Source organism: Lysinibacillus sp. VIII_CA (genome assembly GCF_049943995.1).
GTDB classification, from domain to species: Bacteria; Bacillota; Bacilli; order Bacillales_A; family Planococcaceae; genus Lysinibacillus; species Lysinibacillus pinottii.
The window spans coordinates 1-22,154 of the sequence record NZ_JBNFXM010000005.1 but is presented as its reverse complement, the minus strand read 5'-3'; the positions used below and the strand labels follow the sequence as shown (position 1 = coordinate 22,154).

22 protein-coding genes, 8 tRNA genes and 1 pseudogene are annotated in these 22,154 nt (G+C 37.2%); 29 read left to right on the top strand and 2 right to left on the bottom strand.

From position 1 onward, the window contains the following. Positions 1–70 precede the first annotated feature (70 nt). Positions 71–208: an Lmo0850 family protein gene (locus ACP3VS_RS08920; protein ID WP_164908744.1), complete on the top strand. Its 138-nt coding sequence runs from the start codon at positions 71–73 to the stop codon at positions 206–208. Positions 209–265: 57 nt separating this feature from the next. On the opposite strand, the gene ACP3VS_RS08915 is transcribed toward ACP3VS_RS08920, so the two are convergent. Next, positions 266–1,453: an FtsW/RodA/SpoVE family cell cycle protein gene (locus tag ACP3VS_RS08915; protein ID WP_031416494.1), complete on the bottom strand. Its 1,188-nt coding sequence runs from the start codon at positions 1,451–1,453 to the stop codon at positions 266–268. A 341-nt stretch (positions 1,454–1,794) separates the two neighbouring features. Here ACP3VS_RS08915 and ACP3VS_RS08910 point away from each other — a divergent pair, with 341 nt between their 5' ends. The 8 genes and pseudogenes from ACP3VS_RS08910 (at position 1,795) to ACP3VS_RS08875 (ending at position 10,519) form a co-directional block, all read left to right on the top strand. Continuing rightward, positions 1,795–2,547 carry a hypothetical protein gene (locus ACP3VS_RS08910; protein ID WP_031416493.1) on the top strand — a complete coding sequence of 251 codons (753 nt, stop codon included), beginning with the start codon at positions 1,795–1,797 and terminating at the stop codon, positions 2,545–2,547. A gap of 114 nt (positions 2,548–2,661) precedes the next feature. Next, positions 2,662–3,741: a D-alanine--D-alanine ligase gene (locus ACP3VS_RS08905; RefSeq protein ID WP_031416492.1), complete on the top strand. Its 1,080-nt coding sequence runs from the start codon at positions 2,662–2,664 to the stop codon at positions 3,739–3,741. A gap of 11 nt (positions 3,742–3,752) precedes the next feature. Further along, positions 3,753–5,120 (top strand): UDP-N-acetylmuramoyl-tripeptide--D-alanyl-D-alanine ligase, encoded by a 1,368-nt coding sequence (locus ACP3VS_RS08900; protein ID WP_031416491.1) that lies wholly within the window; start codon positions 3,753–3,755, stop codon positions 5,118–5,120. Positions 5,121–5,195: 75 nt separating this feature from the next. Further along, a complete protein-coding gene (locus tag ACP3VS_RS08895) occupies positions 5,196–5,888 on the top strand; it encodes an alpha/beta hydrolase (protein WP_031416489.1) in 693 nt (230 codons plus the stop codon). Between the two features lie 352 nt (positions 5,889–6,240). Continuing rightward, positions 6,241–7,767 (top strand): DEAD/DEAH box helicase, encoded by a 1,527-nt coding sequence (locus ACP3VS_RS08890; RefSeq protein WP_012295794.1) that lies wholly within the window; start codon positions 6,241–6,243, stop codon positions 7,765–7,767. A gap of 124 nt (positions 7,768–7,891) precedes the next feature. After that, complete coding sequence (locus ACP3VS_RS08885; RefSeq protein ID WP_031416488.1) at positions 7,892–8,371, top strand: PH domain-containing protein; 480 nt, start codon at positions 7,892–7,894, stop codon at positions 8,369–8,371. Beyond that, a complete protein-coding gene (locus ACP3VS_RS08880) occupies positions 8,364–9,836 on the top strand; it encodes a PH domain-containing protein (protein ID WP_281487122.1) in 1,473 nt (490 codons plus the stop codon). The genes ACP3VS_RS08885 and ACP3VS_RS08880 overlap by 8 nt, the downstream gene beginning before the upstream one ends. A 107-nt stretch (positions 9,837–9,943) precedes the next feature. Then, a pseudogene (locus tag ACP3VS_RS08875) lies at positions 9,944–10,519 on the top strand (GNAT family N-acetyltransferase). Between the two features lie 71 nt (positions 10,520–10,590). Here the strand turns inward: ACP3VS_RS08875 and ACP3VS_RS08870 are convergent. Next, positions 10,591–11,214, bottom strand: coding sequence for a rhomboid family intramembrane serine protease (locus ACP3VS_RS08870; RefSeq protein WP_031416485.1), 624 nt, complete (start codon positions 11,212–11,214; stop codon positions 10,591–10,593). 64 nt (positions 11,215–11,278) lie between these two features. On the opposite strand from ACP3VS_RS08870, the gene acpS reads away from it, so the two are divergent. The 20 genes from acpS to ACP3VS_RS08770 all read left to right on the top strand — a co-directional run bounded on the left by acpS (position 11,279) and on the right by ACP3VS_RS08770 (position 22,153). After that, positions 11,279–11,632, top strand: coding sequence for a holo-ACP synthase (gene acpS / locus ACP3VS_RS08865; RefSeq protein ID WP_426388560.1), 354 nt, complete (start codon positions 11,279–11,281; stop codon positions 11,630–11,632). A 125-nt stretch (positions 11,633–11,757) separates the two neighbouring features. Continuing rightward, positions 11,758–12,816 carry a LolA family protein gene (locus tag ACP3VS_RS08860; RefSeq protein WP_012295787.1) on the top strand — a complete coding sequence of 353 codons (1,059 nt, stop codon included), beginning with the start codon at positions 11,758–11,760 and terminating at the stop codon, positions 12,814–12,816. Positions 12,817–13,011: 195 nt separating this feature from the next. Beyond that, complete coding sequence (alr, locus tag ACP3VS_RS08855) at positions 13,012–14,133, top strand: alanine racemase (protein WP_036162357.1); 1,122 nt, start codon at positions 13,012–13,014, stop codon at positions 14,131–14,133. 295 nt (positions 14,134–14,428) lie between these two features. Next, positions 14,429–14,692, top strand: a complete 264-nt coding sequence (locus ACP3VS_RS08850) for a hypothetical protein (RefSeq protein WP_036162355.1) — start codon at positions 14,429–14,431, stop codon at positions 14,690–14,692. A 4-nt stretch (positions 14,693–14,696) separates the two neighbouring features. Beyond that, positions 14,697–15,047, top strand: a complete 351-nt coding sequence (locus ACP3VS_RS08845) for a type II toxin-antitoxin system PemK/MazF family toxin (protein ID WP_008177055.1) — start codon at positions 14,697–14,699, stop codon at positions 15,045–15,047. 355 nt (positions 15,048–15,402) lie between these two features. Further along, positions 15,403–15,804 carry an anti-sigma regulatory factor gene (locus tag ACP3VS_RS08840; RefSeq protein WP_012295785.1) on the top strand — a complete coding sequence of 134 codons (402 nt, stop codon included), beginning with the start codon at positions 15,403–15,405 and terminating at the stop codon, positions 15,802–15,804. A gap of 12 nt (positions 15,805–15,816) precedes the next feature. Then, positions 15,817–16,821, top strand: a complete 1,005-nt coding sequence (locus ACP3VS_RS08835) for a PP2C family protein-serine/threonine phosphatase (RefSeq protein WP_426388559.1) — start codon at positions 15,817–15,819, stop codon at positions 16,819–16,821. Positions 16,822–16,884: 63 nt separating this feature from the next. After that, positions 16,885–17,217 carry an STAS domain-containing protein gene (locus ACP3VS_RS08830; RefSeq protein WP_031416479.1) on the top strand — a complete coding sequence of 111 codons (333 nt, stop codon included), beginning with the start codon at positions 16,885–16,887 and terminating at the stop codon, positions 17,215–17,217. Continuing rightward, positions 17,217–17,687 carry an anti-sigma B factor RsbW gene (rsbW, locus tag ACP3VS_RS08825; protein WP_008177047.1) on the top strand — a complete coding sequence of 157 codons (471 nt, stop codon included), beginning with the start codon at positions 17,217–17,219 and terminating at the stop codon, positions 17,685–17,687. The genes ACP3VS_RS08830 and rsbW overlap by 1 nt, the downstream gene beginning before the upstream one ends. Then, a complete protein-coding gene (gene sigB / locus ACP3VS_RS08820) occupies positions 17,665–18,450 on the top strand; it encodes an RNA polymerase sigma factor SigB (protein ID WP_426388558.1) in 786 nt (261 codons plus the stop codon). The genes rsbW and sigB overlap by 23 nt, the downstream gene beginning before the upstream one ends. A 143-nt stretch (positions 18,451–18,593) precedes the next feature. Continuing rightward, a complete protein-coding gene (locus ACP3VS_RS08815) occupies positions 18,594–20,765 on the top strand; it encodes a Tex family protein (protein WP_426388557.1) in 2,172 nt (723 codons plus the stop codon). 67 nt (positions 20,766–20,832) lie between these two features. After that, the gene (locus ACP3VS_RS08810; protein WP_012295780.1) at positions 20,833–21,291 is read left to right on the top strand and encodes a SprT family protein; all 459 of its coding nucleotides are present in this window, start codon (positions 20,833–20,835) and stop codon (positions 21,289–21,291) included. 91 nt (positions 21,292–21,382) lie between these two features. Further along, positions 21,383–21,459 (top strand) — tRNA-Asn (locus ACP3VS_RS08805). Position 21,460: 1 nt separating this feature from the next. Next, positions 21,461–21,532 (top strand) — tRNA-Glu (locus tag ACP3VS_RS08800). A 28-nt stretch (positions 21,533–21,560) separates the two neighbouring features. Continuing rightward, positions 21,561–21,636: transfer RNA gene (locus tag ACP3VS_RS08795), tRNA-Asp, on the top strand. 5 nt (positions 21,637–21,641) lie between these two features. Next, positions 21,642–21,716: transfer RNA gene (locus ACP3VS_RS08790), tRNA-Gln, on the top strand. Between the two features lie 15 nt (positions 21,717–21,731). Continuing rightward, a tRNA-Lys gene (locus ACP3VS_RS08785) sits at positions 21,732–21,804 on the top strand. A gap of 66 nt (positions 21,805–21,870) precedes the next feature. Then, positions 21,871–21,956, top strand: a tRNA-Leu gene (locus ACP3VS_RS08780). 30 nt (positions 21,957–21,986) lie between these two features. Continuing rightward, positions 21,987–22,063: transfer RNA gene (locus ACP3VS_RS08775), tRNA-Arg, on the top strand. 16 nt (positions 22,064–22,079) lie between these two features. Next, positions 22,080–22,153, top strand: a tRNA-Gly gene (locus tag ACP3VS_RS08770). Position 22,154 lies beyond the last annotated feature (1 nt).

Sequence of the window (22,154 nt, the reverse complement as noted above, 5' to 3'; positions counted from 1 at the left end):
TCATAGAAAAATGAAACTTTTTTGGCAATTAAACGTTATATAAAATCGAGGAAAGATTGAGGTGGAATGTATGAGGAAAGAAGTAGATTTGAAAAAGATTGTTTCGAATTTATCTAAGTTGGGTGTAACAGCCACTGTAACAAAGTCTCGACTAGAACTTTTAAAAGTGCTAACACCACCAACGCAGACACCGCAAGTTCAAGCTTAACTCGTTTAAAATAGAAAAAGGGAAGTCTCCGTAATAGAGGCTTCCCTTTTTCTATTTTTAATCATCTTCATCATGTGTAGTAAACATGTACGTCCGATAGTGGAACCTCATACTAAAGACTAGTCCAATAGCTAAAGCATTCCCCATTAATGAACTACCACCATAGCTTATGAATGGAAGTGGAATACCCGTAATCGGTAATAGTTGAATCGTCATTCCTATATTCTCGAACACATGGAATGTAATCATAGCAATAATACCAGCACAAACATATGTTGAGAATGGATCTTTCAATAAGAGAGTAGTTTTTGTTAAATGATAAATTAGCAGGAAGAAAATGCAAATAACAATACTTGCCCCAATAAAGCCCCATTCCTCACCGATTACAGTGAAAATGAAATCGGTATGGTTCTCTGCAACATAAACTTCTCGATTTCGAAAGCCCTTACCGAAAATTTCACCTGATCCAATAGCATTGAGTGATGTGATTAAATGGTATCCATCACTGGAAGAATAGGAGTAGGGATCTAACCAAGAATATATTCGAGCAAACTGATACGTTTTAAAACCGAATGTTTTCTCTAAGAAATCTTGCATATAGAGAGCCATCCATAGTAATGAACCACCTGCTACAACGCCACCTAAAAATGTAGGTAATATTATTTTCCATGAAATACCTGCTACAATAATAAGGGCAGCGGTAATGGCGAAGAATACAAGTGCCGATCCAAGGTCTGGTTGTTTCATAATAATAGCTAATGGCACGAAAAGGGTTAAAGCAATTTTTCCTAATAATAAGAAATCTGTTTTTAATGATTTTAGTGAATAGACTTCGTGGTGCTTACTAATTAATCGTGCCAATGCTAAGATGTAAAATGTTTTCATAAACTCAGAAGGTTGAATATTTCCAAGCGGTGTATGGTACCAGCTTTTTGCACCATTAACCGGTGCGCCAATTTGACCTTCTCCTTCAGGCATAAAAATAAGCAGTACCAATAAGGCAATCCCTGCTCCATACATATACCATGACATTTTTTTATATTGATCTGGCTCAAAAAACATCACTATGCCAATAATTACTGCACCAATTACATACCATTGCATTTGTTTTGGAACGTAGTTAATGCCATATTGACCGGATGTTTGGGCAGATGCAATAGCTAACAAACTAATGACTAGAAACGTGAAAAGAATAAAAGCAAGGGTCCAGTCAAAACGATTTGCGAAATTTCGTTTATTTTCCATAAAATCCACCTAAATTAAAATAGTATCTCAATATGAGTAAATATAATGCGTTTCTTCCATTTTCGTTTATAATGTTGAAAGAATAGAACAAATTCAAAATCAGAAAAAACTAACGTCTACTGATTAAGCTTGCAATTTGCTTCGAACGTTGTCAATGGAACTTTTAAGCAAATATTTTAACTCATTGAGTAATCAAAAACCTGTATGCAAATGCATGTTTAACATTCCTATTATAACGCAAATAACACTTTTATGCCTGCGTATATAGTTGTGACGACAATTAACATAAAATGTTTCAAAAAAACCGAGTTTAGTCTTATAATGTAGTGAAGAATGGGGTGATGGTTGTGGCTAAAAAATTAAAGTCAGCTGATGATTTTATGTATCATATTTATGTTCATATGAATGACGTTGATAAATTTGTCATTTTTAGCGGGTTGAAATTCTCGCAATTTGCGGCTGCGCTTGAACCACTGCATCACTTACTTTTATTAAAACATTCCTATGAAGATGGTTCTTTTAATATGCATACGCAATTTGAATATGTATTGGATGAAGAGGTACCCCATTTTGTAAAGAAATCGGCTGAGTCCAAGGAATTATGTTGGATCGATTTTATGGATGAGAAGAGGCTAGACCATCTAACACCCATGGAACAAGGGGAATTGCTTTACATAAGTCATAAAAAAGAACCGATTACATCTGCATTTTTTAACAAATTGCAAAATAGATTCGTCTATTACTCTTCAGATTTAGAAAAAATGACAAAAATTTACTTCCGACATTTAAGTGATTCGGATTTATTGGTAGCAAATGTTTTTAATAGTTTAATTCGAGAAAAGGAACGTAGCTCTGGATTTTGGCGTCGAAAAGTAAAATCGAGTATCCCTACTATTTCACCTGATTTCTTGCGTTCTTATCGATCATTTGCTAAAGACGGTGCATTATTATCGTTGTACCGTATTGAAAAACCAAAAGTTGCATATGGGATAGAAGTTCGCAACCTGTCAGAATATTCTTTTCCTGATGAAGTTTGGGACGATTTAAATACCATTTTGAAAACAGAGCACGATGAATTGATTTATATTATTTAACGAAATATACACTCAAATCTCACCGTCGAACATTACGGTGGGATTTTTATGTCATTTGTCAAGACGTTTCGTGATAAACTAATAGTACTCAAGAAGTATGTGGAGGGCACAAAAATGAAAAAAAGAATCGGTTTATTATACGGCGGAAAGTCAGCTGAGCATGAGGTGTCATTATCAACAGCTCGTGCAGTCACTGGTGCTTTGAATTTCGAGGAGTATGAAGTATATCCGATTTTCATAACATCTGAAGGAGAATGGCGACGCGGAAATCGTTTAGAAAAGCCTGTAAGTACTATCGAAGAACTACAATTCGGTGATAATACTACAATTTTAGAAAATAATATTACTGATTTTTTAATCGATGAACATGGCAATGCAGTACAGTTCGATGTTGTTTTCCCATTACTACATGGAACAAATGGTGAGGATGGAACTGTGCAAGGTTTATTAGAAGTTCTAAATCTACCCTATGTAGGAAATGGGGTTTTAGCATCTTCTGCTGGAATGGATAAAGTAGTTATGAAGCAATTATTCGAGATTGCTGGTTTACCACAAGTGCCCTATACGTACTTTATTCGCAGTGAGTGGAAGAATGAACAACAGACTATCATTGAACGCTGTGAAAAAAGATTGACTTGGCCAATGTTTGTGAAACCTGCAAATTTAGGGTCAAGTGTTGGGATTAGCAGAGCAACAAACCGTGATGAATTAATAAAAGCAATTGAGGTTGCCTTACAATACGATCGTAAAATTGTGGTCGAGCAAGGTATCATCGCTCGTGAAATAGAACTTGCCGTATTAGGAAATGATTATCCGGAAGTTTCGGTACCAGGTGAAATTAAACCGGTTACAGAATTTTATGATTATGATTCTAAGTACAAGGATGGCTCCACAGCACTTATTATTCCAGCTGAGTTACCAGAGGAAACTGAATCGAGCTTAAAAGAACTGGCAAAACGGGCTTTTAAGGCGATTGATGGTAGCGGTTTAGTGCGTGCCGACTTCTTTGTAACAGCTGATAATAGCGTTTACATTAATGAAGTGAATACATTGCCTGGTTTCACGCCAGTAAGTATGTATCCATTACTTTGGCAACATACAAATGTAAGCTACCCAGAGCTGATTAATCGTTTGATTACATTAGCCATTGAACGTTTTGAAGAAAAACAACAGCTTCACTATAAAAAAGACTGAGTGGGATTATTGTGAAAAAAACATTAAAACAATTAGCTGCATGGTTAAATGAGGATATGTCGGCTTACGATGATACTGTTGTATCAGGAATTTCCATTGATACAAGAACAATTCAACAGGGAGATTTATTTGTACCGTTTCGTGGTGAGCATACGAATGGACACCAGTACGTGACTCAGGCATTTGAAAAAGGTGCGGGTGCTTCACTTTGGCAAAAAGATGAACCTAATCCGCCAGACGGTATACCTTTATTGTTTGTGGATGACCCAGAGATAGCCTTGCAGGAAATGGCACGAGCTTATCGACTTGAACATAAAGCTAAATTTATTGGTATTACTGGCTCTAACGGTAAAACATCAACAAAAGATATTTTAGCGGGTACGCTCGCACCATTTTTTAAAGTTCAAAAGACCATTGGTAATTTTAATAATCAACTAGGTTTACCGATTACCATTTTACAGCTTGATGAAGATACAGAGGTAGCAGTCCTTGAAATGGGAATGAGTGGATTTGGCGAAATTGAATTTTTAACGAAGCTTGCTCAGCCGCATATGACGGTTATTACAAATATTGGTGAGGCGCATATGCAGGACTTAGGCTCCCGCGCGGGTATCGCACAGGCAAAGTTTGAGATTATTCAAGGAATGCAGCCAGAGGGTCTATTATTCTATGATGGAGATGAACCATTGTTACAGGAGTTAGTGGCTAAAGAACAGCATTTAAATGCAGTAGCGTTTGGACTAGAGCCAGATAACCTTTTATATGCGGATCATATTCATGCTAATGCTAATGGTAGTAGCTTTACTACCCACGGAATGATAGAGGGTGATTTCTTTATTTCTGTACTTGGAAAGCATCAAGTAAAAAATACTTTGATAGCGATGTTAATTTCTAACCAACTAGGTTTAAATAATGAGCAAATTCGTACATCCTTAGAGCATGTCGTATTAACAGATATGAGGATGCAACAAGTCCAAGGAACAAATGGTGCGTTATTTATTAACGATGCTTATAATGCTGCCCCAACCTCTGTAAAAGCAGCAATTCAATTTATCGCTACATCAACAATTCGACCTGAGAAATGGCTTGTATTAGGGGATATGTTAGAGCTTGGGCCAGATGAACAGCGTTTCCATGAAGGGCTAGCGGAGTATATAAATGAGCAAGAAATCGATTACGTTTGTCTATTTGGAGCTCGAATGACTCATCTTTATGAAGTATTAAAAGAGGACTTTGAAGCAGATCGATTGTTATATACCGAAGATGATTACACAGCTATTATTGAAAAACTAGAACTTGCTAATGAGTCATCTATCGTTTTACTAAAGGGTTCTCGTGGTATGAAATTAGAGAAAATTTTACAAGCTTTTACGTCATAGTTTTTATTGAATCGGTGGGATAAAATGCTCACCGATTCATTCGTGAAAGAGGTTTTTGTTAAACGAGGTGAGGATTTGTCAATAGGTGTACTATGCATACATGGGTTTTCAGGTGGTCCCTATGAGATAGAGCCGTTTACAACATACTTACGGACACATACAGATTGGCTCATAGTAGAACCAACATTATCGGGGCATGGTGAAGCTTTGCACATGGATGGATTTACGGCAAAGCACTGGTTAATGGATGCAGAGCTAGCCATACGGTCATTAGCTAAAAAGGTAGAAGAGATCATCGTTGTAGGATTTTCAATGGGGGGCATCATAGCTTTATACTTAGCAAAACGTTATAAGGTAAAAAAGCTAGTATTATTAAGTGCTGCTGCAAAATATGTCAGCCCTAAGCAACTGGTAAAGGATTTCAAACTGCTTGCTACAGATGCTTATCATCATAATTTAACGAATAATGAGCTGTTCTTACGTTATCGGCATAAGTTTAATAATGTCCCATTAGCTTCAACAATTGAATTTATGAAATTGGTTAAAATAGTGGAACCGTATTATCAGCATATCCAAATTCCAGTGTTTATTGTGCAAGGGAAACAGGATGGAATTGTACCATTTAACACAGCGCAATTTCTTTATGATGAATTAGCTTCTAATCATAAAATTTTGTATTTTTCTGATAATGGAAGGCATCATATATGTCTTGAGGAAGATTGCTCAGAATGGTTTCCGCGGGTTTTGCTATTTTTAAAAGGCACATGAAGTAGTCAGATTATTACGACTCATGCGTTATCGTTGCATACGTATTAAAGCCATGTTAGACTAGTGTAAGCAATGGATACATTTTGTGCGAAGACTCTTCATATTTGGTTGAAGAGTACTTTTTTTTGAACACAACGGTTTTATTCTAAAGTGAATAATTACGACAGAATCGAACCGCTCGGTAAAGACCGGGCTTTCCTTTTCATATAAGAGAGCTCTATATGAACAATCATGTAGAGAGAATTTTTAAGTAACGGAAACGTTCCACTACACAGGCTCGAATTTGCCGACAACTTCATCTGAAAATGTAACCATTTGTCAACTTAAAAGGAAAAAAAGGAGATTGAGAAGTTTGACAAATTTTTCAGAATTAAATATTAGCGAATCTACATTACGCTCTGTAAAGCGTATGGGATTTGAAGAAGCAACACCAATCCAAGAAGGTACTATTCGTTTTGCAATTGAAGGCCGCGATGTATTAGGTCAAGCGCAAACGGGTACTGGTAAAACTGCCGCTTTCGGGATTCCACTAATTGAAAAAATTGACCCAAAAAACCCTAATATCCAAGCATTGGTTATTGCTCCAACTCGTGAACTAGCTATTCAAGTATCTGAAGAGCTTTACAAGATTGGCTATGATAAACGTGTGAAATTATTATCAGTTTACGGTGGGCAAGAAATTGGCCGTCAAATCCGTGCACTGAAAAATAGACCTCAAATCATTGTTGGTACGCCAGGACGTATTATTGACCATATTAATCGTCGTACGTTAAAATTAGAAGATGTGCAAACATTAGTACTGGATGAAGCTGATGAAATGTTAAATATGGGCTTTATCGATGATATTAATGCCATCCTAGAAAACGTTCCTTCTGAGCGTCAAACATTACTGTTCTCAGCAACAATGCCGCCAGCAATCCGTAAAATTGCTGAAACATTTATGCGTGATCCAGAAATCGTAAAAATTAAAGCAAAAGAATTAACTGTTGATAATATTGATCAATATTTCGTTAAATCGGCTGAACGTGAAAAATTCGATGTTTTATCTCGTTTATTAAATGTTCACCAACCAGAACTTGCTATTATCTTTGGTCGTACAAAACGTCGTGTAGATGAGCTAGCACAAGCTTTATCAATTCGTGGCTACCTTGCTGAAGGGATTCATGGTGATTTAAGCCAAGCTAAGCGAATTTCTGTATTGCGTCAATTTAAAGAAAATAAAATTGATATCCTTGTTGCAACGGATGTAGCGGCACGTGGTCTTGATATTTCTGGTGTCACACACGTATACAACTTCGATATTCCACAAGACCCTGAATCTTATGTTCACCGTATTGGTCGTACTGGTCGTGCAGGTAAGTCAGGTCTTGCTGTTACGTTTGTAACGCCACGTGAAATGGGTTACTTACGTATCGTAGAAGAAACTACGAAGAAACGTATGACTCCACTTCGTCCGCCAACATCAGATGAAGCATTAGTAGGTCAACAACGATTAGCTCTAGATACTCTTGAGGGTCTTATTGCTAATAACAACTTAGGTGATTACCGTACACTTGCGTCAGAAATACTTGAAAATCATGATGCAATTGATGTTGTAGCAGCTGCTCTTCGCTCATTAACAAAAGAGCCAGATGATACACCGGTAACAATTTCAGAAGAACGTCCATTACCAATGCGTCGTGAACGCTCTAGCAGTAATCGCGGCGGTGGAGATCGTGGTCGCGGTGGTAATCGTAACTACGGAGGACGTCGTGACTCTCGTGGTGGAGATCGCCGTAATAGTAGTAGCAGTAGCCGTCGTGAAGGTGGTCGCCGTGAAGGAGGCCGTCGTGAAGGTGGACAAGGTCGTTCTCGTTCTCCTCGACGCCACGAAGATTAATTCTCGTAAGTGGATATTTAAACCTTGCAGTCATACTGGCTGTAAGGTTTTTTTTCGTATATAGTTGAAACAAAACAGTTATTTATTCCGTATAACCTAATATAGAAAAAGAGGAGGAACGACAATGAGAGCTCAACCAGTGCATCAAATTTCCCGTAAAGGGTTAACTGTATGGCGTTTATATGGGGTCATACAAACAGTGGTGCTATTAATAGCAGCAGGGATCGTGGGCTATGGTACTTATTATTTTGAATGGCCGACGTTTATTTACTACATAGCTGGGGCAATTGTAATATTAAGTGCCATACTGTCAATTTTTATTTTTCCTAAAATTAGATGGGAACGTTGGAGATATGAGGTGAGGGAACATGAAATTGAAGTTCAACATGGCTTATTTGTAGTAAAACGTACACTCATACCAATGGTTCGCGTCCAACATGTTGATACGACACAGGGACCGATTTTAAAGAAATATGATTTAGGTAACATTTCAATATCAACGGCAGCAACCGTACATACAATTCCTGCACTTATCATGGACGAAGCAGATTCACTTCGTGCTCGTATCTCTGAATTAGCAAGGGTGGCGGAAGATGATGTCTAAGGAGATTAATCGTTTACACCCTATATCAGCAGTAATTACGAGCGTCAAAGCATTAAAAAGTATGATTTTACCTATTGCAATCATTATCATAACTAACGGTTTTAATTTCTCGCTAAATTTCCGTAGTGATCATTTTTTTGATACCATTTTACTCTTCGGTGTTTGGGGTGTAGCCGCACTCCTTGCATTGATTGGAGGCATTATAAAATGGCGGACATTTGTTTATTGGTTTGAGGATGGAGAACTCCGCATCAAATATGGATTGTTTGTTAAAAAGAAGCGTTATATTCCCTTTGAACGTATTCAAAGTTTGAACTACAATGAAGGGATTTTCCACCGCATTTTTGGGTTGGTCAAAGTTCAAGTTGAAACAGCGGGTAGTAAAGGTGGCAAACCTGAAGTAGAGCTTACCGCAATTCGTAAAGAAGCAGCAGATGTTATTGAATTAGAAATGCGTCGTGCCAAAAATGAAATAGTAAATCAACAACATGAAGAACAGACGGAGGTCGTAGATCATTCGATTTCTACGCCAGCTATTTACCATATGTCCATGCGAGACTTACTAGTGTTGGCCACAACCTCTGGTGGGATTGGTGTTGTGTTATCTGGTCTTGCTGCTATCGCCTCGCAGTTTTCAGATATTATTCCTTATGAAACTGTTTTCCATGAGTTGGCTGATTTTGTCAAAGTCGGGGCCTTTTTAGTAGCGATATCGATTATGTTAATTTTAATAGTTGCCTGGGTTGTTTCTGTCCTCATTACCCTGATTAATTACTTTGACTATACAGTCCGTATCGAAGAAGATAAGCTGATTATTACTAAAGGACTTTTAGAGAAAAAGCGTATAACTTTGCCTTTAAATCGTATTCAAGCTATTCGTATTGTTGAGAATCCATTACGCCAATTAACAGGCTATGCAACGGTTGTTGTTGAGAGTGCGGGGGGGAACGGTGAAGAAGGGAAGGATAAAAAAATTACCTTGTTCCCACTCATTAAGAAACATGATTGTATGCAGACATTAGAGGATCTTTTCCCAGATATGAATTGGAATCCTTCCTTCATTCGATCACCTAAAAAGGCAAGACCTTTCTTTTATCGCATAGATTTTATTTGGCTTGTCCCTATTATTGGAGCTTGTAGTTATTTCTTCTATCCGTATGGTCTATTGTCTTTGTTACTGATTCCATTAACGATAGTACTCGGGATTTGGCAGCATAAAACGGCAGGCTATCAAATCGATGGAAAGCAGCTGGCTTTACAATATAGAGTATTCAGTCGAATAACATTGATAGTGGAGAAAAAACGTATACAATCTATGGGGAGTACACAATCGTATTTTCAAAAGAGAAAAAATGTTATGTCTATAAAAGCGACAGTCATGTCGGGAGCATCAGGTACAACTGGCAGTGTTTCAAGCCTGGAACAACAAGATGCTGAAACGATATTATCGTGGTATGAACATTAAATGGAAAGCTAATCCTTTTAAATTTTATAAAGGATTAGCTTTTTTACATACAAATATTTGGAAATAGTGTTTATAATAAAATAAATAGAACAAAAGGGGTGGGGACTATGTTTAAATATGATTTGAATGAAGACGCTTATTTGAAATTATTGGATTTAAGTGATGTTCATGATTTATTTGCATTGACTGATCGTTCAAGAGATACATTACGCGAATGGTTACCTTTTGTAGATAGTGTTCAAACAATTAAAGATACAGAGGTGTTTGTAAAAAAGGCTATGTGACAATATGCTGATAACAATGGTATACAGGCTGGAATTTATTATAATGGACAGCTGGCGGGTGTCATTGGTTATCATCAGATCAATTGGCAGCATAAATGGACAAGCATTGGTTATTGGTTAGGGAATGAGTTTGTTGGCAAAGGGCTCGTAACAAAGTCAATGAAAGCATTCATTGACTATGCCTTTCATTATTTGAGGCTACATCGTATTGAAGTAAGGGTAGCGGTTGGGAACATTCGTAGCCGTACGATTCCAAAAGTGTTGGGTTTTCATGAAGAAGGTCGATTGAGGGATGCGGAGTGGCTGTATGATCATCATGTAGACCAAGTCGTTTATGGTTTAACGGCAGCTGAATGGAAGAAAATTAAGATGACCAATGAAGCTACGGTTGTCCTATAAAAGGGGATTCATATCAAAAGGAGCAGTACCATGGAATCTAATGATCGTTCATGGTGCTGCTCCTCTTTTCATTATGATCTACCAGCCATTTTTTGTTTGCGCCAGCTTAAAATTCTTTTTGGGTGCAAATAGATAAGCCCTAGAATAAATCCAGTGACTAGCCCACCTAAATGTGCAAAAACGTTTACATTCGGTTGAAGAAAAGTCATAATGACACTGATGATGATGATTGGTAAAATAAGCTTACGAAGCATTGGCATTGTTTTACGAGTATAATACACTAATGCTCCAAAAGCACCAAAAATTCCAAAAATAGCCCCACTTGCACCAAGACTCGCATAGCTACTATCGTAGAATATGTAGGTTGCCATGTTGCCTACAATACCCGATACTAAATAAATTGTAATAAAACGGGCTTTACCTGCAATTTTTTCAAGCTCTGGTCCAAAGAGATATAAGGAAAACATATTAAAAAACATATGCATAAATCCTGCATGTAAAAACATAGCAGAGAATACACGCCACCACTCACCTTTTTGAATCAGGAAATTCGCTTGAATTCCGTAATTCCACAAAAGAGTTCCTACACCGGGTAAAAGAGACAATACATAAAGAATTAAATTGATTGCTATTAACGTTGACACAACAGGGTAATACTTTGTATATTGCTTAAAATTTTCTGTTCTACTAAACATGGCTCCACCTCAATTTACAATTATTATACATGCCTTGTTGGAAATAGGTAAAGGAGAAGGTCACATGATTAAGGGAATTGGTCTTGATATTGTAGAAATAGACCGTATTGAAAAAGCGATGAAGCGTACAGATAAATTTAAAGACCGCATTTTAACAACAAGGGAAAAAAATTTATTTGATAGTTACTCAGAAACTCGTAAGGTAGAATTTTTAGCAGGGCGATTTGCTGCCAAAGAAGCGTTTTCGAAAGCGATGGGTACTGGGATAGGGGAACAATGTAAACTACATGATATGGAAATATTACGCGGAAAGGCTGGAAATCCTGTTTTATATTTTAAGGAAGAGCTTGCCCATGGTTTTGTTAGTATTACGCATTCCAAGCAATATGCAGCTGCTCAAGTAATCTTATTAGAATAGGGATGAAGTTGTCTAAAAAGGTTGGTCAGTAAATTTAAATATATTGCCTTTTCTACAAATGACATAACTGACAAATATGGTTCATATATTGTCGTAGTGGATTTGAAAGAAGAAAGGGTGAAAGCGTGGGCAACCGAATAGTTAAATGGCTCGTCTTATTTTGTACAATATTACTTCTGTCGGCATGTGGTACAGCCTCACAGGAAAAAGTGTTGAAGAAAGTGAATGGTAAATGGGGAGAGACAAATGGCTATGAATTAAATGCTACGATGGAGATTAAATCTGGTGGTGAGCCTAGAAATTATAATGTAACAGTTTGGCATACTAAACCTGATTTCTATCGAGTAGAAGTCATGGAAAGTGGAAAAGATGTTTCTCAAATGATTGTGCGTAATGCGGATGGCGTATTTGTTGTGACACCAACATTAAACAAAATGTATAAATTCCAAAGTGATTGGCCTAAGAAAAATAGTCAAGCTTATCTGATAGGAGCTCTAGCAGAAGATTTAGCAGAAGATAAAAATCTTGTCATGAAAGAGGAAGAAAAAGCATATATATTTGAAGCGGCTACTAGAAATAGCTATAAAAATAGTATGCCTCATCAGGTCATTACAGTAGATAAGAAAACATTATTACCAACTTCTGTTGTTATTATGAATGATGTGAAAGAAGAACAAATTCGAATTACATTTAAGAAAATCAAATTAGGTGTGCAACATGCTGCCAAAGAGTATGCAGTTGAGCAATTTACAGATAAAGATAACACGAAAGGTGAACAAGCTACACCAGCTGAAAAAGATGGTAAAGAAGAAAAAGAAGACAAAGAAGCAGTTGGTGCAGATGTAGAGTACCAAGAGTTCCAAACTAGCTACCCAGTATTGAATTGGGCCCAATTGGCGAATGAAAAAGTGGTTCAAGAAAGTGGGATGGAACGCGTTATCTTAACATTTGAGGGTGAAAAAGCCTTTACAGTTATGCAGCAGCCAGTGACAAAGGAAAACTCTATGCTACCAGTATCTTCACCAGGTGATCCAGTTGATTTAGGTTTTACAATAGGTGCGATCACAGATACTTCAATTAGTTGGGAAAAAGATGGTGTTGAATTCTTTGTAGCGTCCAGTAAATTAACGCGTGAAGAAATGATTGAAGTTGCTACATCCATGACGATAAGTAGTATGAAGTAACTTTACTAGCTACAGCTTTCTAGTTGAAGAAAGCTGTAGCTTATTGACAATATAAAAGTTTGTGGTTTAGAAAATGTTAAGTGATTGCCTTTAAAGTAAAAGTCTCACGACTAATAAACGTAAAATTGTACAAGCTATATAAAAAATATGTATGTAATACATAATGTTTTAATAAAAAATAAAGAGGGTATTCTTATGAAGACACAGCAATATTTTCGACCAACGAAAGCAATGATTGATTTACAAGCAATCCAACAAAACATTAAAAACTTAAAAAAATTTATACGACCTAATGTTCAAATAATTGCAGTAGTAAAGGCGAATGCATATGGTCATGGAGATGTAGCCGTAGCACAGGCAGCTCTTGAGGCTGGTGCCACAATACTTGCAGTGGCCACGCCTGATGAAGCATTACATATTCGAGCACATTTTGAAGAACCAGACATACTAATATTAGGTGCATCTCCAGTTTCTTTTGCTCCTATCGCAGCTCAACAGCGTATTATGCTTACTGTATATGCAAGTGAGTGGGTACAGCAAGCAGCACCACTATTAGCAAAGGAAGCGGAACCTTTGCAACTACATATAAAAGTAGATAGTGGTATGGGTAGAATTGGCATTCGCTCTGAGCAGGATTTGTTAGCATTGTATCAAACAATTGAGTCTATTGATAATGTAGAGCTGAATGGAATATTTACGCATTTTGCAACAGCGGATGAGAAAGATACAACTTATTTTGATGAACAAGTACAATTTTTTGAAAGTTGTTTAGCGGTGATGCCGAAAAAGCCACTACTTGTGCATGCATCTAATACAGCAGCTTCATTAGTTAAGGATTCTAACTTGCAGTACGATGCTGTTAGATACGGGATTTCAATGTATGGTTTATCACCTTCCTCCTATGTAGAAAGTATACTACCCTTTGCCTTACAACCTGCATTTTCACTTGAAAGTGAACTTGTTCATGTAAAGGAAATAAAAAAAGGTGAATCTGTAGGCTATGGTGCAACATATGTAGCGCCATCAAATATGTGGATTGGAACTATTCCAATAGGCTATGCAGACGGTGTTATCCGTAAGTTAGGAGGACAAGAAGTTTTAATTGATGGACAGAGAATGCCGATTGTTGGACGAATTTGTATGGACCAATGTATGGTTGCCCTTCCAAAAGCATATGCTATAGGTGAGAAGGTAACACTTATTGGCCAACAAGGACAGAACAGGATTTCGATCGATGAATGGGCAACTAAGCTTGAAACCATTAACTATGAAATACCATGCATTATCACAGCAAGAGTTCCTAGAATATACTTTTAATGAACACACTTATGCCAATATATTATAGCTTTCAATTTTTGCCAGTATGAAGAATTTGGTTAATTAATGAGCACTGGAGATTTTATTTCTTTTCCAAATGTTAGATAGATGGATCATAACTGGTAATAAGTTGCAATAATAATTATTCGTCATATACCTTCGACAGCCAACATATTTTTACAATTTGTACTTCAAATTGTCAGATATTTTGTCATTTCATGTCTTTTCAACAATATCTTTCAATGATAGAATGGGAAGTAATGAAAAGTGTATGGTTCCGTTGGAGGTGCTTGCTGTGTACGATAAAAAGTTAAGAGAAGCTACAATTGCTGTTCAAGACAGATTATTTCTACAAACAAAGGAAGTAATTGAAGGTGAATCTTTTGTGCGTTCTTTAGCGCGCAAAAATTTAATGCAGGAGCAACCAAATCAAATACGGGAAGCTATGATTAAAGGATATGTTGAAATGTCTCATATTAATTTAATGATCGCGAGTGAATGCTTGCATGCAGAATATGAAGCACAACATATGGTGGAGCGTCTCGTAAGCGGGGGATGACACTTTGAATGTAAAACGTGGTGACGTTTTTTTTGCAGATTTATCACCGGTAGTAGGCTCTGAACAAGGGGGTACTAGGCCGGTGCTGATTATTCAAAATGATATTGGCAATCGATTTAGTCCGACTGTCATCATCGCGGCTATCACTGCACAGATTCAAAAGGCAAAGTTACCGACACACGTTGAAATCAATGCTGAAAAGTATGGTTTTGAACGTGATTCGGTTATTTTGCTAGAACAAGTGCGGACAATTGATAAGTCAAGATTGACAGATCGTATTACACAACTTGATCATGCAGTAATGGAAAAAGTTGATGGTGCGTTGATGATCAGTTTAGGTCTAGTTAAATTTTGATATACATATGTGTATAGAAAGCATTGGGATAAGTGATATCTCGATGCTTTTTTATTTATTTATTTATTCCTCAGATTTTGAAACACCTATTTCATTAGAACGTAGGAAGAGGGTTGAAATGTTTGATGTGGGCAAAAAATCTCATCGTCAGTATGCTAGGACGTATTTGATAAATGGTAGAAAAAGAATTAAGATATACACAAGATTTTTAATAAAAATAGATTATTGAAAAAATTCTTAAAGGTATATGAAAATATACATAGAATATTCCATTTATAAATTCGATATAGTTTGTGTGTAATATGTCGAATAAAAGTATAAGGGTATTACTCCGTAAGGAAATGGAGGGACAGCAGTGACAAGTAAGTCTTCGGTTGAAATTATTACAGAGTGGGATATTATTGCAGCAAGACAACTGGGGCGTAATGAGGCAAAGGCACTTGGATTTGGCACTGTTGATCAAGCTCGTATAACCACAGCTATTAGTGAATTGGCAAGGAATATCTATTTATATGCCAGAATAGGTATAATTGAAATTGAAAGAATTGAGACAGAAACTGAAAAGAAAATAGTAATTGTTGCAACTGATCAAGGACCTGGAATTAAGGATATCCGTAAAGTAACAGAAGATGGTTATTCTACTTCGGGGGGCCTCGGTGCTGGCCTTCCAGGCGTTAAGAGATTGATGGATAGCTTACACATCCAATCTGTCATGGGAGAGGGTACAACAATAAGAACCGAAAAATGGCTGCGTTAGGACGTGAAGAAATTGAAACAATTAGAAGCTCAGTATAAAAATATATTGTCAGATTATATGATGAATCAAACAGAAAATAATTTATATATTGCTCAAAATTTCACACGTCAATTAATTCAAAAAAGCATAGCCCCTGAGGATGTTGTTAGTATTCATAAAAATGCTGTGGAAGCATTATTTCCTAATCGAAATGATGAATCTCAGCCAGCATATGATTTTCTTATTGAAGTTATGGTGCACTATGGTATGGCACATCGAGAGCATCAAAGCTTACTTCAAAAACAGGCCGAATATGAATTGGAAATGAGGATTGCGACTAACATTCAAAAGACCCTATTAAAATCAGATGTGCCCGAGCTACAAAGTATTGATATAGGAATGATTTCTGTTCCTATTCGTAAAATGAATGGTGATTATGTTCATTTTTTTCATGATGGAGAAGAATATTTAAGTATGGCAGTAACTGATGTTGTAGGCAAGGGAGTACCTGCCGCTTTATGTATGTCTATGGTGAAATATGGACTTGAGACATTGGGTTATGCCTATAAAGATCCTTCATATGTTTTAGAAGTCATTAATAGGGTAATAGAAAAAGGTGTTGATGATAGTATGTTTGTTTCTATGTTCTATGGCTGCTTAGATATTCGCCAAAACATATTTTCCTATGCTTCTGCAGGACACGAACCGGCTTTACATTATAGGGCTAAGCAAGATGAATTTGTTCCATTAGAAGCTAAAGGCTTATTACTAGGTGTGTTGTCAGAAACCAAATATACATTTCATGAAATTGTCTTAGAGGAAGAGGATTTAATCATCATGATGACCGATGGCGTAACAGAATTTAGAGGGCAGGATGACTTAAATTCAAGAGATATTATTGCTACACTCATAAAAGAAAATAAGTATTTATCAGCTCAACAATTATGTCTGCTTCTATATAGAGAGGTAGAGAAAGTACAGAATTTTAAACTGAGTGATGATTTTACTGTAGTTATTTTTAAAAAAATTAAAAAATAGGTTTACGTTTTAATGAAACAGGGAACAGAAAATAGTCTAACAAATATGGTGGAGGTGTGCTATATGGACGTGACAATACATTTTAAAGAAATTGATCATAAATTATTTGGCTTTGTTGAAGGTGAAATTGATACGTTTACGGCATCTGGATTACGTGAAGAATTGGAAGCTGTGAAGATTACAGAAGGAATGGAAATTGAACTTGATTTATCCAAGGTAAATTACATGGATAGTACAGGACTCGGGATTTTTGTTGCCTTTTACAAAAGAACATTACGTGAAAATGGCAAAGTGAAGCTCGTTGGTTTATCAACTAGATTACAAAGATTGTTTGAAATTACAGGACTAAGTGATTTGATGGATATCGAAACTGATAAAAAGGTGGAATTAAGATAATGAAGGAATTTGACTATATTGAAATTAGAGTTCCTGCTAAACCGCAATTTGTCAGTGTTATTCGGTTAACTGTCTCGGGCTTAGCAAGCAGGATCGGCTTTAATTATGATGATATCGAAGACTTAAAAATTGCTGCAAGTGAGGCTGTCACTAATGTCGTCCATCACGCTTATAAAGAAGATGAAGAAGGTGAAATCGTCATCGGATGTGCGTTATACGACAATAAAATGGAATTGATGATTGCTGACTACGGCAATAGTTTTAATTTCGAGGAAATTAAGACTAAGATTGGACCGTACCATCCTGAGGAAAATATTGCTGGGCTAAGAGAAGGTGGGTTAGGACTTTATTTAATGGAAACTTTGATGGATGAGGTGATGATCAATAACGATGGTGGCGTAACTGTCTTTATGACAAAGTATGTCACTAGGGAGCAGGTGGAAAAAAATGTCGAAAGAATCACTACATAAATCTTCATCCAAGGAAGATGTATTAAAGTGGATTGAATTGTACCAATCAACGGAGGATGATGAAGCGCAAACGAATTTAGTGATTCATTATCGATATCTAGTTGAGTCAATAGCACGTAAATATTCGAATGGTAAATCTTATTATGATGATATTGTTCAAGTAGGGATGCTGGGTTTATTAGGTGCAATCAGACGTTTTGATCCAAATGTTGGCCGGAGTTTTGAGGCATTTGCTGTCCCAACAATTGTTGGGGAAATCAAGCGCTTTTTACGTGATAAAACATGGGATGTTCATGTGCCTAGACGCATAAAAGAGATAGGGCCGAGAATCAAAACAACAGTGGAGGCGCTGACTATTGAATTGCAGCGTTCTCCGTCCATTCAAGAAATTGCCGAGCGTTTAGAGGTAGCGGAGGAAGAAGTATTAGAGGCTATGGAAATGAGTCGTAGCTATCAAGCTCTTTCTATGGATCATTCAATAGAGTCAGACTCAGATGGTAGTACAGTTACACTTTTCGATATTTTGGGTAGGGAAGACGATGGTTATGAAATGACTGATAAACGAATGATTGTTTCCGAGGCAATGGTTGTTTTGAATGAAAGAGAAAAACAAATCATTCAGCTTACATATTTAGAGCAATTAAGTCAAAAAGAAGCTGGAGAACAATTAGGAATTTCTCAAATGCATGTTTCTAGAATACAAAGAAAAGCAATCAAGAAATTACAAGATGCTATTCTAGCAAGTGGCGGTGTATCGCTCTAATCCATCAATGGGTGTGCTGTGAATCATACTAAACACCTTTTAAATGTTTCAAAATAGTCTACTCCTTTTCGTTTGGGTAGACTATTTTTTTGCATTTTTAGTAATGTGTAATGGTAAAATGAAAAGAAAAAGGTAGTGATGATGTGGAACAAAAGCAAATGTTACAGCTCATTGCAAAAGATGTAGCGGTTAAACCAGGGCAAGTTGATGCTGTTATTAAATTATTAGAAGAGGGAAATACAGTTCCGTTTATTGCGCGTTATCGAAAAGAAGTAACGGGCTCTCTTGATGAGGTGCAAATTAAAGCTGTAGAGGATCGTTATCACTACATACAGCAGCTCGAACAACGGAAAGAAGAGGTTATCCGATTAATCCAAGAGCAAGAAAAGCTTACGCCAGAATTAGAAAAATCTATTCTTTCAGCAACAGTTCTACAACGTGTAGAGGATTTATATAGACCGTACAAACAAAAGCGACGTACGAAGGCAACCATTGCAAAAGAAAAGGGATTAGAACCACTGGCCGATCTTTTATTAGCTTTTAGTCACGATACGTTAGAGCAACTAGCCATTAAATTTGTCGATCATGATCAAGTAGCCAATGCTGAAGACGCGCTTGCAGGGGCGAGAGATATTTTGGCAGAACGCTTTGCTGATGATGCTGCTATTCGAGAGAAAATTCGTACGTATTCTTTGAAAGATGGCGTACTTGTAACAAGTGTGAAAAATACAGAAATAGACGAGAAAAATGTATTTGAAATGTACTACGAATATGAGGAGCCTGTTAATCGAATTGTTCCGCATCGTATTTTAGCAATAAATCGTGGAGAAAAAGAGGATGTGTTAAAAGTTTCGATTCATGTTCCAGTGGATCGAGTATTGATGATTATGTGGAAGGAATGGATACCAGCAACGGGTTCATCCCCAGCTATTGCTGAAGTGAAGCTGGCTATCGAAGATTCATACAAGCGTTTGATTCAACCTTCTATAGAAAGAGAAATACGTAATGAGCTTACTGAAAAAGCAGAAACACAGGCGATTCATATTTTCTCAGCAAACTTACGGAATCTATTATTACAGCCGCCTATGAAAGGCAAATATGTCTTGGGCGTCGACCCAGCCTATCGTACAGGTTGTAAATTAGCTGTTGTCGACGAAACCGGGAAAATGCTAGAGGTTACCGCTATCTATCCACATCCCCCTAAACCAGATGTGGCAAAATCGAAAGCTGTTGTAAAAGCAATTTTAGCAAAATATCCAATAAGTATAATTGCTATTGGTAATGGAACAGCTTCCCGTGAAACAGAACAATTTATTGTTGATGTATTAAACGAGCTAACTACTGAAGTAGCCTACGTTATTGTGAATGAAGCGGGAGCATCTGTGTACTCAGCATCGGATATTGCTCGGGCGGAATTCCCTGATTTACAGGTTGAGCAACGAAGTGCCGTGTCTATTGCCCGACGTTTACAAGATCCTTTATCAGAGCTAGTAAAGATTGAACCAAAAGCAGTTGGAGTGGGTCAGTATCAGCATGATGTTTCTCAAAAGAAATTAAATGAATCACTAACATTTATAGTAGAAACAGCTGTTAACCAAGTGGGAGTTGATGTAAACACGGCCTCTTCATCACTTTTGCAATACGTTTCTGGATTATCAAAAACTGTTGCAGAGAATATTGTGAAGGTTCGAGAAGAAAATGGTCAATTCACTACCCGCGTGCAATTAAAAAAAATTCCAAGATTAGGTGCTAAAACCTATGAACAAGCCATTGGTTTCTTACGTATCTCCGAGGCGAAAAATCCATTTGACGCTACTGGCATCCACCCTGAAAGCTATCATCTTGCAGAACAGATTTTATCAGAGGCCAAAATCGATAAAAAAGAACTTGGAACGAAAAAAGCGGAAGAAGCAATTGCTGCTTTGGATATTCATCAATTAAGTGAAGTACTAGAGATTGGTGTTGTAACAATTCAAGATATAGTAGATACTTTAATGAAGCCAAGCCGTGATCCACGTGACGCGTTCCCGCAGCCATTGCTGAAAATAGATGTATTGAAAATGGAAGATTTAAAGGTTGGTATGGAGCTACAGGGGACTGTGCGGAATGTAGTAGACTTTGGAGCTTTTGTTGATATTGGTGTGAAGCAAGATGGACTTGTACACATATCTAAACTTCAAAATAAACGCATTAAACATCCATTAGAAGTTGTAGCGTTAGGAGATATTGTAACCGTTTGGGTAGAACAGATTGATGTTAGTAAAGGGCGAATTTCTTTAACAATGCTCCCTCCTAAAAATCAATTAATAGATTGAGTAATAAATTTTTACCACGCTGTGCATACTACACAGTGTGGTATTCTTGTTGTTGGAGGTGATCAAGTTGGACAATGAGGAACTACAACAGCTTGTATGTCGAATTTCTTTGGAAAGTTTTCAAAAGCCATTTATACACCAGGCTTACTTTAATGGAAGATTACGTTCAACAGGCGGTCGATATCTTTTACAATCACACAATATTGAAATCAATCCTAAAGCCTTTGAGTTATATGGTATTAAAGAAATCCAGGGCATTGTACTTCATGAACTATGTCATTACCACTTGCATATCGAAGGTAAAGGATATCAGCATCGAGATAAAGAATTCAGAGAACTATTAAAGAAAGTAAAGGCACCTCGTTTTTGTTCAGCGTTACATACTTCTAAACCATCAATTAAAAAGCAACGACGCTACACATATACCTGTGTTAATTGCCAGCAATTATATATAAGGAAAATTAAAATGAATGTTGAAAAGTATTGTTGTAGCAAGTGTTTGGGCAAGCTTGAATTATTAAAGTAAAAAAAAATAAAAAAAAGATTGACGTATTGTTTAGTTATCCCTATAATAGTAAAAGTCGACAAGATAACGACGACAATATAACACTTATTATTCCGAAGTAGCTCAGTTGGTAGTAGCACCTGACTGTTAATCAGGTTGTCGCAGGTTCGAGTCCTGCCTTCGGAGCCATGGCCCCTTGGTCAAGTGGTTAAGACACCGCCCTTTCACGGCGGTAACACGGGTTCGAATCCCGTAGGGGTCATTTTCATCATTTACTTTACAATAATATTGGTCCCGTGGTGTAGCGGTTAACATGCCTGCCTGTCACGCAGGAGATCGCCGGTTCGATCCCGGTCGGGACCGCCACTTATTGGGGTATAGCCAAGCGGTAAGGCAACGGATTTTGATTCCGTCATGCCTAGGTTCGAATCCTAGTACCCCAGCCATTCATTTCTTAATTTGAGCCATTAGCTCAGTTGGTAGAGCATCTGACTTTTAATCAGAGGGTCGAAGGTTCGAGTCCTTCATGGCTCATCTTTTATAAGAAAAAGGTTGACTTTCTATTATTATATAGTACAATGAGAAAGTTACTAATTGAATGCGGTCGTGGCGGAACGGCAGACGCGCTAGGTTGAGGGCCTAGTGGGGGCAACCCCGTGGAGGTTCAAGTCCTCTCGGCCGCACCAAAGTCACTTGCAAAATCAATTAATTTATATGCGCCCGTAGCTCAATTGGATAGAGCGTCTGACTACGGATCAGAAGGTTGTGGGTTCGACTCCTGCCGGGCGCGCCATATTTTATTAAATAATGCGGGTGTAGTTTAATGGTAAAACCTCAGCCTTCCAAGCTGATGTCGTGAGTTCGATTCTCATCACCCGCTCCAA